Source organism: Kitasatospora paranensis (assembly GCF_039544005.1).
Lineage (GTDB): Bacteria > Actinomycetota > Actinomycetes > Streptomycetales > Streptomycetaceae > Kitasatospora > Kitasatospora paranensis.
Genome location: NZ_BAABKV010000001.1, coordinates 4,835,861 through 4,849,026, shown reverse-complemented (window position 1 = coordinate 4,849,026; position 13,166 = coordinate 4,835,861). Strand labels below are relative to the sequence as shown.

Genomic DNA, 13,166 nt, shown 5'->3' with positions numbered 1-13,166 from the left:
CCGGGGCGATCCCGGGCCGCCCCCTTCGGCGTGCGTCGGTCAGAGGTCGGTCTTGCCCCTGGTCGGCAGGCCGCTCTGGCCCGCGATCGCGTTCCAGAGCGAGGACGCCTTCTCCTTCGCCCCGGTCGCGGTGCCGCTGGCCGCGGTGCCGTCCTTGTAGTGCTGGTTGTTCTTGGCCGTGCCCGCGTCGCAGCCGGCCACCAGGTCTCCCGCCCAGGCCGCGTACTCGCTGTCCGCGGTGGCCGAGGCCTGCCAGGCCTTCTGCAGCTGACCGGCCAGCTCGGGGCCGGACGGCAGCTTGTCGACCTTGAGCGCCGCCAGCTTGGTGAGCAGGGCCTGACGCTGCCCGGCCGCGTCGGTCAGCTGCGCCTGCGACTGCGGGAGGTTCTGGCAGCCGGTGACCGCCGACACCGCGCCGACCACGGCCTGGCGGCTGGCGCTGGCCGTGCCGAGCAGATCGGAGAGTGCGCTCGCCTGCGCCTGCACGGCGGGGTCGGTGCCGCCCGCGGCGGACGCCGTGGCACCGTGCGACGCGGCGGTCGCCGGCGGCTTCGCCCCGGAGGGCTTGTCGTCGCCGCCGCTCATCAGCACCGCGACCAGGATGCCCACCACCGCGACACCGGCGATCGCCCCGCCGACGACCATCCGGTTGGACGGGCGCCCGGAGCCGCCCCGGCCCTGCCCCGCACCGGGGTGCGCGGGCCCGGCAGGCGGGGCCGGGAAGGACTGCCCGCCGAAGGTCTGCTGACCGCCGTAGGACTGCTGGGGCTGCTGGCCCGCATACGGCTGCTGCCCGCCGAAGGACTGCTGCCCCCGAAGGACTGCTGCCCCCCGAACGACTGCTGGCCTCCGAAGGTCTGCTGACCGCCGTACGACTGACCGGCCGGATAACCCGGCTGACCCGCTGTCGGCTGACCGGGCATCTGCTGCGGCGCACCGCCGCCGACCGCGGGGTCGGCGGTCGGGTACGGCGGCAGGTACTGCGTCTCCGGCGCGTGCTCGGCGACCGGCGGGGCCCCCTGGGGGCGGGCGCCGCACCCCAGTACTCCGGGCCGCCCTGACCCGGCACCGGCGGTGCCGGGGGCGGCATCTGGGGCGCGGCAGGCTGCGGCGCGGCCTGGCCCTGTTCCTGCCCCGGCTCCGGCCTGAACAGATCGTCCAGGTTGAAGTCATTGCTGGAATGGGAGTGGGAGAACGAGCGGCGCTGGCTCAACGCGATTCCTCACCTGTGCCGCGCGCTCGCTGACGGCGGACCACAACTGCTCGACGACCTCGATAACGCTGCATAGCACGCCCACGCTACCCGGTCACCGGTACGGGTGACTACGCAGGGAGGACCATCCTCACCTGCTCCTCACGAAGCCGGGCCGCTCCTCAGGCCGCCTCACCCGCCATCCGGGCCTGGAACTCGCGGACGACCCGGTGCTCCCGGTACGGCTCAAGCCTGCTCCGGAAGTCGTCCAGGTACTCCACGCCACGGTTCGATCGCAGCCCACTGAGCAGCCGCGCGGCCTGGGTGCCCGTCTCGCAGGCCCGCTCCACCTCGCGCTGCTGCAGCTGCGCGGTGGCCAGCAGCACCAGGTCGACCGCCCGCCGGCGCACACGGCTCACGGGGTGGAGTTCCAGCGCAGTACGGGCGTAGGCCTCCGCCTTCGCGCCCTGCTCCAGATCCCGGTGGCAGTGCGCGAGCTCGTCCGCGAGGTAGGCCTCGTCGAAGTGGACGATCCAGTCCGGGTCGTCGTCCGGGTTGCGCCCGGCCATCGCCTCCTGCGCGCGCTCCGCGACCGCCTCGCAGGACCGGGCGTCGCCCAGCAGGGCGTGGCCGCGGGCCTCGGCGGCGTAGAACATCGCCATCGCGGTCGGGGTGGCGACCGCCCGGGCGCCCTCCTGGGCCGCCCGGGCGAGCTGGGCGATCTCGCGCGGGTTGCCGAGGGTCGCGGCGAGGTGGCTCATCGACGCGGCCAGCACGTACCCCCGTAGCCCCGGTCGTCGGCGGCCTGGGCCAGCCGCAGCGCCTGGATGTAGTAGCGCTGGGCCAGCCCGGGCTGGCCGGTGTCGACCGCCATGTAGCCGGCCAGTTCGGTCAGCCGGGCCACTGCGGCGAACAACTGACGGCCGGTCTCGTCCCGGTAGCCGCCGGACAGCAGGCCGGACACCACGCTGTTGAGGTAGTGCACGACCACCGGGCGCACGTGCCCGCTGCCGAAGCGGTGGTCGAGCTCGACCAGCATCTGCGTGGTGGCCCGGACGGCGGCGACGTCCGTCGGACCGACCCGGGTGGGGCCCGTCCGGGCCACCACCGGGTCGGGCGGGGTGATCAGCCAGTCCCGGCTGGGCTCGACCAGCGCCGATGCGGCGACCGAGGCGCCGGCCAGGAAGTCGCGCCGCCCGACGTCGCTGCGCCAGAGTTCGCAGACCTGCTCCAGGGCGGCGGCGATGTTCGGTGCGAACTGCAGCCCGACGGAGGAACTGAGGCCCTTGCCGTCGGCCATGCCGATCTCGTCCACAGACACCCCGCGGCCGAGCTTGCGGCCGAGGGCCTCCGCGATCACCGCCGGCGCCTGGCCGCGCGGCTGCTGACCGCGCAGCCACCGGGCGACCGAGGTCTTGTCGTACCGCAGGTCCAGACCGTGTTCCGCGCCGCAGAGGTTGACCCGGCGTGCGAGGCCCGCGTTGGAGCAGCCCGCCTCCTGGATCAGCTGCTGCAAGCGCTCGTTGGGCTCCCGTGCGACGAGTTGTCTGGCGGCCATGTACTTCGCCTCCCCAACGCCCCCGGCCCTGACCGTGGGGCGACGATTCTGCTGCTCGGTGCGTGCGCCGGGCGGGCGGGGGCACGACCCTCCCCCGGCCGGAACCCGGTGACACCAGCGGAATACCCAGCGTGACGGATCCACTCCCCGCGCGCCCTGGCGAATGCCCCTGTGCGCCCCCACTGCGCCCGTTACCGCCCCCCGACCGAGGCGCCCGACCGGGCTACCGCTCACCTTCGAGAGTGACATCCGGGACACGCCGCTGACCACCCCCGTCCGGCCGTAACCCCATTCACGCACCGTAGTTGAGCAGCCCGTGGACAACACCCCAGGAGCCCGTGACCAGGGCCTGCCCCCGCTCCTCATCGAAGCCGTCAGTTACGCGGAGGACCGCCACTGGGAGGTCGTCCCCGGGACGCGGCTGATCGACGGCGACGGCCCCGCCCGCTGCTCCTGCGGCGACCGGAGCTGCCCCCTGCCGGGCGCGCACCCCGCGGAGGACGACTGGCGGCGCAGGGCGAGCGCCGGCCCCGGGGTGGTGCGCCGCTGGTGGACGGAGCAGCCCTCGTCCTCGATCCTGCTGCCCACCGGCAGCGCCTTCGACGTGCTGGACGTACCGGAGGTCGCGGGCTGCCTCGCGCTGGCCCGGATGGAGCGGATGGGTCTGCAGCTGGGCCCGGTGGTGGCCGTCCCCGCGGCGGCGGGGCTCCCCGGCCGGCGCCTGCACTTCCTGGTGCTGCCGGGGGTGGCGGCCAAGCTGCCCGAGATGCTGCGCAAGCTCGGCTGGGCACCCGGACGGCTGGATCTGGTCGCCCGCGGCGAGGGTGACTTCGTGGTGGCCCCGCCGTCCCGGATCGGCCCGTTCGGCTTCGCGCAGTGGGCGCGGCCGCCGTCCGCGATCAACCGCTGGCTGCCGGACGCCGAGGAGCTGGTCAATCCGCTCGCCTACGCCTGCGGCCGGGAGGCCCAGCCGGCGGCCGTCCGGCAGCCGCAGCCGGCCGTGGCGGGCCGTCGCTGAGGGGCGACTGACGGGGATTCACCCGTTCACCGAACGCCGCCCTGCTCCTATCGGGTGAGGGCGGGCAGCACGCGGAAGCCGCGTGCACCGTCGGCGGACCCGGGCTCCCACCGGAGGCCGGGCCCGCCGGACGCATGTCCGGATAACAACGGGATGTACCCGTACGCTCCGCAGCCAAGCCGCTCGTACGAGTGACATCGCTCAAGGATTGCCCCGACCTGCCGAGGGGAGGATTTCCGACGTGAGGGCAGCCGTCGGCAGACGAGGAGGGAGCAGGGGCCGGGGGAGCAGGGAGGGCGTCCGGTCGGGGAAGCCGGGCGCGGCAGGGGGACGCAGGGGTGGCGCGACACCGTCCGGGCTCGGGGTGGCCGGTGTCGCGGCGGGCGGATCAGGGAGGGATCCGCGAGGGGGCGGGGCGGGACGGAGGGGATGCAGGGCCGTGGAGCCCGGTGCCGGGGAGCACCGGGCCTCATGGCGTGTCCGCACCCGGGCACGACGAAGCGCGGCCCGGCGCCGGGGTGGCCGGCGGGCCGAACGGCGGCGGGCCGGGGCCCTACGCCTGCGCGACGAAGACGTGGGCCGCGATGTCCTTGCCGAGCTCGGCGGCACTGTCGCCCTCGCCGACGAGCACGCCGCCGACCATCGGGGAGACCAGCACCGTGGCGCCCGGGCGGACCCCGGCGCGACGCAGCGTTCGCATCAGGTCCTCGTCGGTCTGGATCGGCTCGCCGATCCGCCGGATGACCACGCTGGCGGCCGCGTCCTGCCCGGCGAGGGCGTCCAGGGTGAGCAGCGCGGCGTCGAAGCCCTCGCCCTCGGCCTTGGTGTCGCCGAGCTCGTCGAGGCCGGGGATCGGGTTGCCGTACGGGGACTGGGTGGGGTGGCCGAGCATGGCGAGCACCTTGCGCTCGACCGTCTCGCTCATCACGTGCTCCCAGCGGCAGGCCTCCTCGTGGACCTGCTCCCACTCCAGGCCGATCACGTCGACGAGCAGGCACTCGGCGATGCGGTGCTTGCGCATCACGCGCACCGCGAGGCGCCGGCCCTCCTCGGTGAGTTCCAGGTGGCGGTCGCCGGCGACGCGCAGCAGGCCGTCGCGCTCCATCCGGCCGACCGTCTGGCTGACCGTGGGGCCGCTCTGTTCGAGCCGCTCCGCGATCCGGGCGCGCATCGGCGTGATGCCCTCCTCCTCCAGCTCCAGGATGGTGCGAAGGTACATCTCTGTGGTGTCGATCAGACCGGACATCGCCGTTGGCTCCGTTCCTCGGTGTCCTCACCGCCAATTCTGACGTACCGCGACGACAACCTGTGACGCCCTGCGCCTATGCCCGGAGCTTTTCGTTCCTGTTGACAGCGGACCGCCGCAGGCAGGACGGTGCTCGCCGTATCTTTCTCCATGCGCGGTCTGGACCACCGGGCCGCCCGGACCGTTCGGAGATTCCGATGAGCGACCTGGTCGGGCAGTACTTCGACGCTGCCGTGGCCCATCTTCAGCGGGTGCGCGACGAGGAGGCGGCCGGTATCGACGCGGCCGCCGAGTTGCTGGCGGCCGCGGTCGCGGACGGCCGGCGCATCTTCGCCTTCGGTGCCGGCCACTCCTCGCTGGCCGCGCAGGACGTGGTGTACCGGGCCGGCGGGCTGGTCGTGATCAACCTGCTGAACGTGCCGGGGATGACCGGGGTGAACGTGATGCCGGCGCCGCTGGGCAGCGCGCTGGAGCGGGTGTCCGGGCTGGCCACGGCCACCCTCGACCTCACCCCGGCCGGCGCCGGCGACCTGCTCTTCCTGATCTCGCTCTCCGGCCGCCAGGTGATGCCGGTGGAGCTGGCCCGGCACGCCAGGGCGCGCGGCATGCACGTGGTCGGCGTGACCTCGCTGGCGTATCCGGGCGCGGTGACGTCCAACCACCCGTCCGGGACGTACCTCAAGGACAACTGCGACGTGGTGCTCGACAGCAAGATCGCGGTCGGGGACGGAGAGTTGTCCCGGCCGGGTGCCGAGACGACCTTCGGCTCGGTGTCCACCATCGTCACCAGTGCGCTGATGCAGGCCGTGGTGGCCGCCGCGGTCGGGAAGCTGGCCGACCGGGGTGACCCCGCCGCTGTTCCGCTCCGGGAACGTGGACGGCGGCACCGAGTGGAATGCGAAGGTGATGGCCGACAACCGGGAGCGCATCTACTACGCGTTCTGACCCGCGGCCGCGGACGGGCCCGAGGACGCGCCGGACGTCCCCTGTCCCCAAGGACCGTCGGCACCCATACTGGCCGGACGCCAGGCGTATCGCGCCGCGGCGCGGGGCAGAACACGGTGGGGCGGAACAGGCCTGCTGGGTTCCGAGCGACGGTGGGGGCCGAGATGACCACGGGACCGGTACGTTCGATCGGCTGGGTGCGCGAGGACGACCTGCTGCCGGAGCTGTTCTGGGCGGCGGACTCGTCGTCGTTACAGGGCCAGCGGAGGGCGGTGGCCCTCGCCCGCTGGGAGCTGGTGCTCCTGGTGGCGGCCGCCGCGGCCGGCTCCGCCGACGGCACCGGGTGGGCCTGGGCGGCGGCGTTCGCGTACCTGTGCACGGTGGCGATGGCCGCGCTGGTCAGCCGGCAGAACCCGCAGGGGCTCTGGTACGAGGGCCGGGCGGTCGCCGAGTCGGTGAAGACGCTGTCCTGGAAGTACGCGGTGCGGGCCGACTCCTACCAGCCGCCGCCCAAGAAGCTGCCCGACGCCGAACGCCTGTACGCGATCCAACTCGACGGGATCCTCGGCGAGTTCGAGACCGACCGGGTGATCCCGCAGATGAGCCGGGTGCGGGCCGACCTGCTGGCCTGGCGGGGCTCGGCGCGGCATCCGCAGATCACCGAGCGGATGCAGCAGCTGCGCGAGCAGCCGCTCACCGTCCGCCGCGACGTGTACCTGCGGGAGCGGGTGCACGCCCAGCGCACCTGGTACCAGCAGAAGGCCCGGCAGTGCGCCAACGCCGGGCGGCGGGCCGGGCGGCTGGGCATCCTGCTGCCCTTGGTCGGGCTCGTGCTGGCGGTGCTGCGGGCGCTGGGGTACTTCAGCTACGACGCGCTGGGCACCGTCTCCGCGGTGGCCGCCTCGGTGTCCGCCTGGGCCCAGCTGCGGCAGTACCGGCCGCAGGCCGCCGCCTACTCGCTGGCGGCATCCGAACTCGCTCTGGTGGAGCGGCAGCTGGACCAGCTGAAACCGGACTCCGAGGACGCCGAGGAGACCTGGGCCCGGCTGGCCCGGGACGCCGAGGACGCCATCTCGCGGGAGCACACGACCTGGCAGGCGCGCCGCGAGGTGCGCAGCCTGGACGTGCCCAACTGATCTGGAGGTACTGCGTGGTACTACGACTGGTCGAGGCCGCGGGGGCCGCAAACTGGCGGTCGAGACCTCCGGGGACCCGTACGGCAAGCCGGTGTTCCTGCTGCACGGCACGCCCGGCAGCAGGGTCGGGCCGGTGCCGCGCAGCAGCGTGCTGGCGCGGCTCGGGATGCGGCTGATCTCGTTCGACCGGCCGGGCTACGGCGAGTCCGCCCGGATGCCGGGCCGCCGGGTGGCGGCTGCCGCCGAGGACGTGGCGGCCATCGCGGACGCGTTCGGGCTGGACGGCTTCGCGGTGCTCGGCCGCTCCGGCGGCGGCCCGCACGCACTGGCGTGCGCCGCGCTGCTGCCGGACCGGGTGGAGCGGGTGGCGGCGCTGGTGAGCCTGGCGCCGCGGCACGCGGACGGCCTGGACTGGTACGGCGGGATGACCCGTTCGAACGTCCGGGAGTACACCGACGTGGAGCGCGGCGAGGAGCACTTCGTCGACACGTTCCGCTTCCGGTCGGGGCTGATCCGGGACAACCCGCATGCGCTGATCAACGACCTGGTGCCCGAACTGCCGCCCACCGACCGGGCACTGGTCTCCGACGCGGGGATCCGCCGGATGCTGCTGGCGACCTACCAGGAGGCGTTCCGCTACGGCGCGGACGGCTGGATCGACGACGTGCTGGCGTTCACCGCGCCGTGGGGCTTCGAGGTCGAGTCGATCGCGGCGCCGACCCGGCTGTGGCACGGGGCCGCGGACCAGTTCTCGCCGGTCGACCACTCCCGCTGGCTGGCCGACCACATCCCCCGTGCCGATCTCTACCTGGAGCCGGGGGCGGCGCACTTCGGCGCGCTCAAGGTGATGACGGAGGCACTGAAGTGGGCGGCGGGCTGAAGCGGCTGGGCAACGCAGCGCCGACCAGCGCGGCGAGGACGTTGTCCACCGCGAGGTCGCCCATCGCCTGACGGGTCCGGACGGTGGCGCTGCCCAGGTGCGGGGCGAGCACCGCGCGCTCCTGGGCGAGCAGCGCCGCCGGGACGGCCGGCTCGTGCTCGAAGTTGTCGACGGCGGCGGCGAACAGGTGCCCGGAGTCGAGGGCGGCGGCCAGCGCGTCCTCGTCGACCACGCCCGCGGTCATGCTCACCAGGACGGCGCCGCGCGGCATCCCGGCGATCCGCTCGGCGTCGATCAGGTGGCGGGTGCCGGCGGTCAGCGGGGCGGTGACGACCAGGACGGGCGAGCCGGCGAGGAGTTCGTCCAGGGGGAGCCAGCGGGCGCCGTGCTCGCGCTCGGGGGCAGCCGGTGGCGGTTGTGGTAGCTCACCGGCATGCCGAAGCCGGCGGCGCGGCGGGCGACCGCCTGCCCGATCCGCCCCATGCCGAGGATGCCCAGCGGAGTGCCGGCGAGTTCCACGCCGAGCATGAAGGTGGGTGCCCAGGCCCACGGCTCGCCCGAGCGCAGCAGTCGCTCGCCCTCGCCGAGCCGGCGGGTGGCGGCGAGCAGCAGGGCCCAGGCCATGTCGGCGGTGGCCTCGGTGAGCACCCCCGGGGTGTGGGAGACGGCCACGCCGCGGGCGGCGCAGGCGGCGTGGTCGATGTTGTGGGTGCCGACCGCGTGGTTGGCCACCAGGCGCAGGCCGGGGCCTGCGGCGTCGAGGAGTTCGTCGTCGACGATGTCGTCGAGGGTGGTGAGGAGCGCGGTGCAGCCGTCGGCGGCGGCGAGCAGCGCCGCGCGCGGCATCGGCTGCTCGCTGTCGTGGTGGACCACTTCGCAGGCGGCGGCGAGCCGCTCCAGGACGCCGGGGGCGAGCCGGCGGGTGACGAGGACGGTCGCCGTGCTGGTGGTGGTCATGGGGCCGCACGTTACCGCCGCCCCCGGGGTCGTGCGCGTCCCGGGGGCGGAGCGGGCGCGTCGCTCAGAGCGGCTGGGGCTCAAGGTCGCGGTTGATCCGCTGCCAACCGCGGGCGGAGACGACGGTGGGATGGTCGTCGCCGAAGAGCTGGATCAGCGCGGCGATGGCCTGTCGGCGCACGGTCTCCGCCTCTTCCTGGCGTCCGGTGCGGCGCAGGGTGACGGCGAGGTTGAGCCAGCAGACCACGGCGTCGGGGTGGTCCGGGCCGTAGCGGTTCTGGAGGCCGGCGTAGGCGGCCCGGCCGAGCTCCTCGGCCCTGGCCAGCTGGTGGTCGTCGGCGAGGGCGTTGGCGAGGTTGATGGTGGCGTTGAGGGTGTACGGGTGGTCGGGGGCGAGGGAGTGCGTGAGGCCGGCGACAGCCTCCTCGGCGTGCCGGACGGCGGCCGCGACGTCGCCGCTGCCGCGCAGGTAGACGGCCAGGTTGTTCTGGCAGGCGAAGGTGAACGGATGCTGGTCGCCGAGCAGCCGCCGGTAGCCCTCGTAGGCTTCGGCCGCGATGTCCCGGGCGGTCTCCTTGTCGCCGGCGGCACTGTGGTCGGCGGCCAGGTTGAGCCGGCAGGCGAGCGCGTCGGCGTTGTCGGGGCCGTACTGCGCCACGTACCGCTCGTAGGTCTGCTCGCTGATCCGGCGGGCCTCGCGGACCTCTCCGGCGCGGCGGAGCGAGACGGCGAGGGACTTGGCGTTGCGGAGGTTCTCCGGTGCGTCGGGCTGGAGGATCTCGTCGAGTTGCTCGGTGACCTCCCGGAGGAGTTCCGCGGAGCCCTTGTAGTCGCCCATCTCGCGCAGGTCGCGGGCGAGGTTGGACTTGCTGGAGAGGGTGTACGGGTGGCGGGGGCCGAGCACCGCGGCGCGCCGGTCGAAGGTCTCCTGGTCGAGGTCGCGGGCGAGCTGGGTGTTGCCGACCAGCCGGTGGTCGATGGCGAGGTTGTTGGTGACGGACAGGGTGCGCGGGTTGTCGTCGCCGAACAGCTCGCGGAACTGGTTGTAGGTGTCGATGTCCAGGATCAGCGCCTCCTGGAAGCGCCCGAGGGCGCGCAGGTCGGCCCCGAGCGAGCCGGCCGTCATCAGCGTGAACGCGTTGTGGTCGCCGAGGAGCTCCTTCTGTCCGGCGAGGGTCGCCCGGTCCAGGTCGAGTGCCTCGTCGTAGGCGCCCTGGGTGCGCAGCACGTTGGCGAGCTGGAAGTTGAGGCTGAGGATCTGGCGGCGCAGGAACCGCCGCTCGCCGGGGTTGGACTCCGTCCCGTAGCGCTCGCTCCAGGAGGCGTCGAGCTGACGGGCGAGCGTGAGGGCACGTTCGAGGTCGACGCGCTTCCAGAGGTAGCGGACGCGGTCGATGAGCAGTTCGCGGGTCTCCCGCTCGTCGCAGTCCTGGGCCCGGGAGGGCAGCAGGTGCGGCCAGATCTTCTCGAACGCCGGCCAGTTGGCCGGGTCGTCGGTGTCGCCGAGGGCCGGCCGGGCACTGACCAGGATGCGGTGCACGTCGTGCATGGCGTCCTGCCGCTCCACCTCGGACATGCCGCTGCGGACGACGGCCTGCACCAGGCGGTGCACCTGGAAGGTGTTGCTGGAGGCGTCGGTCTTGGCCAGCGCGTACCGGTTCACCGCCTGCATGACCTTGCCGAGCATGAAGCTGTCGGTGAGTTCCTCGTCGTAGGGGGCGAGGGCCCGGGTCATCTGGTCGTTGTAGAAGAGGGTGAGCGAGATCGGCTCGGGAGCGAAGAACGCCAGCAGCTGCAGCAGCCGGACGGCCGCCGGGGACTGCTCGCGGAGCCTGGCGATGGAGACGTTCCAGGTCGCGCCGACCGGCCGCGGGTAGTCGGCGGGGGTGTCGCCCGCGGCGAGCGCCTTGGTGGCCTCCGCCTGGAGCTGGGCGATGTACACGTCGACCGGGGTGTGGGTGGTGTCCAGCCAGGCGGCCGCGACCTCGACGGCGAGCGGAAGGTCGCCGACCGCCTCGGCGACCCGGTCGGCGTCCGCCCGGGCCAGGCCGCGGACCCGGCGGCGCAGGTGGTCGATGCTCTCACCACGGGTGAAGACGTCGACGCTGAGCACGCCGGCCTGGCCGGACCAGCCGTGGTTGCGCGAGGTGATCAGCACGTGTCCGGCGGTGTCGCCGGGGAAGTAGCGCCTGATGTCGGAGGGCTCGTCGGCGTTGTCGAAGATCAGCAGCCAGCGGGAGGTGGGGCTGCCGCGGCGCAGTGCCTCACGGGCCGCCTCGGCGGCCTCGTTGACGCTCTCGCCGACGCGCAGGCCGAGGGCGTCGGCGAGCTCGGAGAGGTCGTGGACGACGCTCTCCGGCTGCTCCGCGTCGATCCACCAGACCAGGTCGTAGTGGGACATGTAGCGGTGGGCGTACTCCAGCGCGATCTGGGTCTTGCCGACACCGCCGAGGCCGTACAGGGTCTGCGGGGTGGGCAGTACGGCGGTGGGGCCGCCGACCAGCTGCTCGCGCAGGTCGTCGAGGACGCCGATGCGGCCGGTGAACGAGGGGTTGCGCTGCGGCACGGACCAGTACCTGGGCCGGGTGCCGGGGAAGCGCGGCGCGGCCGGGGAGCGTTCGGCGAGCACCGGCTCGTTGTGGCCGAGGGCGCGCAGCAGGGTCAGCGCGGCCTGGGTCTCGTCGCGGCCGACCAGGTCGACCGGGTTGCGGTTGTTGAAGGGCGCGGTCAGCCGGACGTCGCCGACCCGGACGGGGATGACCTGGCGGCGGGTGCCGCTCGGGTCCGCGCTGACGATCCGCTCCCACAGGGCCTGGGCCTGCGGGGAGACGAGGTAGGAGGAGGACAGCACGGCGACCGTCCGGTACGCGGCGTCGATGCCCTCCTCGGTGGAGGCGCGCGGATCCGCGCCGACCCCCAGGTCGCGGGAGCGGACCCGGAAGCCGGCGTCGGTAAGCACCGAGGAGATCCAGTCGGCCCAGACCCGGTCCTCCGGCACGTAGCTGAGGTAGAGGTCGGCGGGCGCGGTGGGCCGGCGGCGGATGAACGACTCCAGGTTGCGCAGGCGCTCCAGTTCGTCCATCGGGCCGAGGGTGGTGACCCGGTCGCGGGTGATGACCGCGGTGAGCCGTTCGCAGGCGGAGAGCATCGAGGCCGGCTGTCCGCGCTGGTCGCCGAAGGGGGCGAGGATCTCCTCGTAGGAGTAGAACGGCCGGTACGGGATCTCGACGGAGGCCCAGTAGTGGTTGAGGTCGATCTCCGGGACGCCGTTGGGCAGCCCGGCGAAGCGGACCCGGACGAGGGCGCGGCCGGCGTCGGCCTTCTCCTTCTCGTTCTCGTCGATGCGCATCGGCACGGGCAGGATGCGGATGCCCCGGTCGGCGTAGCGGCCGTCGACCGTGTGCGCGATGCGGGCCGCGCCGTCGATGCTCTGGTCGCTGAGGGTGAAGCAGACCACGAGGTCGTCGGGCATCTCGACGGTGCAGATGTCGGCGGTGTCGGTGAGGCCCGTCCGGCTGTCGATCAGCACGTAGTCGTAGTGGCGGCGCATGTCCTCGCGCAGCGACTGGAGGAACCGCCGCCCCTCGAAGCGCTCGTAGAGCTCGTCCCAGTCGATCCGGTTGACCGAGTAGTCGCGGTTGATCTGGCCGGCCGGCACGTAGTCGACGCCTCCGGTGCCGGGGAACCGCCAGGCCAGCGAGATGGCGTGCGGGTGGATCCGCGCGAAGTCCTCGTGCCAGTCGGGCTCGCGCTCCACCGGGCGGCGGGCCTCGTCGAGGTACTCGGCGAAGAGGTCCATCACACCGGTGGTCCCGGCGACGGCGTCCGGGGCGAGGAAGGGGTGGAAGAACCGGCCGAGGCCCGGAGCCTCCAGGTCCCAGTCGACGGTGAGCACCCGGAAGCCGTTGCTGGCCAGGATCCAGGCGGTGTTGGCGAGCGCCATGGTGCGCCCGGTACCGCCCTTGTAGGAGTAGAAGGTGATGATCCGGCCCTGCCGGTCGTCGTTGGTGCGGTCCTCCGGCTCGGCTGCGGGCCTGCCCCAGGTCTGCTTCGCGGTCATAACAGTCCTCCCCGGGCGTGGCCCGTGCGGTGCCACCGCCGTTCTCGTCGTCGCCTGGCATGTGAAGCGGTGCGAGCCGGGGCCGCCGGCCGGATTCGAAGTCGGCCTGCTGGACGCTCCTGCGGGCCTCGGGTACATGGGTCTTCGGTTCGTGGCGCCGCTCGAAGCCGTCGC

6 protein-coding genes and 3 pseudogenes are annotated in these 13,166 nt (G+C 73.5%); 4 read left to right on the top strand and 5 right to left on the bottom strand.

Features of this window, described 5'->3' with window-relative positions:
- Window positions 1-39: 39 nt before the first annotated feature.
- A complete protein-coding gene (locus ABEB13_RS23375) occupies window positions 40-645 on the bottom strand; it encodes a hypothetical protein (RefSeq protein WP_345707063.1) in 606 nt (201 codons plus the stop codon).
- A gap of 729 nt (window positions 646-1,374) precedes the next feature.
- Window positions 1,375-2,750 (bottom strand): annotated as a pseudogene (locus ABEB13_RS23370) (NsdA family TPR-like regulatory protein).
- Between the two features lie 316 nt (window positions 2,751-3,066).
- On the opposite strand from ABEB13_RS23370, the gene ABEB13_RS23365 reads away from it, so the two are divergent.
- Entirely contained in the window at window positions 3,067-3,768 is a 702-nt protein-coding gene (locus ABEB13_RS23365; protein WP_345707062.1) for a bifunctional DNA primase/polymerase, read from the top strand.
- Window positions 3,769-4,321: 553 nt separating this feature from the next.
- Here ABEB13_RS23365 and ABEB13_RS23360 read toward each other — a convergent pair.
- Window positions 4,322-5,014 (bottom strand): iron-dependent transcriptional repressor DtxR, encoded by a 693-nt coding sequence (locus tag ABEB13_RS23360; protein ID WP_345707061.1) that lies wholly within the window; start codon window positions 5,012-5,014, stop codon window positions 4,322-4,324.
- A 197-nt stretch (window positions 5,015-5,211) separates the two neighbouring features.
- On the opposite strand from ABEB13_RS23360, the pseudogene ABEB13_RS23355 reads away from it, so the two are divergent.
- The 3 genes and pseudogenes from ABEB13_RS23355 to ABEB13_RS23345 all read left to right on the top strand — a co-directional run bounded on the left by ABEB13_RS23355 (window position 5,212) and on the right by ABEB13_RS23345 (window position 7,975).
- Window positions 5,212-5,959 (top strand): annotated as a pseudogene (locus ABEB13_RS23355) (sugar isomerase domain-containing protein).
- 164 nt (window positions 5,960-6,123) lie between these two features.
- Entirely contained in the window at window positions 6,124-7,095 is a 972-nt protein-coding gene (locus ABEB13_RS23350) for a DUF4231 domain-containing protein (protein ID WP_345707060.1), read from the top strand.
- Window positions 7,096-7,186: 91 nt separating this feature from the next.
- The gene (locus ABEB13_RS23345; protein WP_345707059.1) at window positions 7,187-7,975 is read left to right on the top strand and encodes an alpha/beta fold hydrolase; all 789 of its coding nucleotides are present in this window, start codon (window positions 7,187-7,189) and stop codon (window positions 7,973-7,975) included.
- Here the strand turns inward: ABEB13_RS23345 and ABEB13_RS23340 are convergent.
- Both ABEB13_RS23340 and fxsT read right to left on the bottom strand, forming a co-directional pair.
- A pseudogene (locus ABEB13_RS23340) lies at window positions 7,935-8,932 on the bottom strand (2-hydroxyacid dehydrogenase). The gene ABEB13_RS23345 and the pseudogene ABEB13_RS23340 sit on opposite strands and share 41 nt — an antisense overlap.
- 64 nt (window positions 8,933-8,996) lie before the next feature.
- Complete coding sequence (gene fxsT, locus ABEB13_RS23335) at window positions 8,997-12,992, bottom strand: FxSxx-COOH system tetratricopeptide repeat protein (RefSeq protein ID WP_380230215.1); 3,996 nt, start codon at window positions 12,990-12,992, stop codon at window positions 8,997-8,999.
- Between the last annotated feature and the right edge of the window lie 174 nt (window positions 12,993-13,166).

Coding starts and splice junctions, on each gene's coding strand:
- ABEB13_RS23375 (WP_345707063.1), bottom strand. CDS start 645: ATGGTCGTCGGCGGGGCGATCGCCGGTGTCGCGGTGGTGGGCATCCTG.
- ABEB13_RS23360 (WP_345707061.1), bottom strand. CDS start 5,014: ATGTCCGGTCTGATCGACACCACAGAGATGTACCTTCGCACCATCCTG.
- ABEB13_RS23350 (WP_345707060.1), top strand. CDS start 6,124: ATGACCACGGGACCGGTACGTTCGATCGGCTGGGTGCGCGAGGACGAC.
- fxsT (WP_380230215.1), bottom strand. CDS start 12,992: ATGACCGCGAAGCAGACCTGGGGCAGGCCCGCAGCCGAGCCGGAGGAC.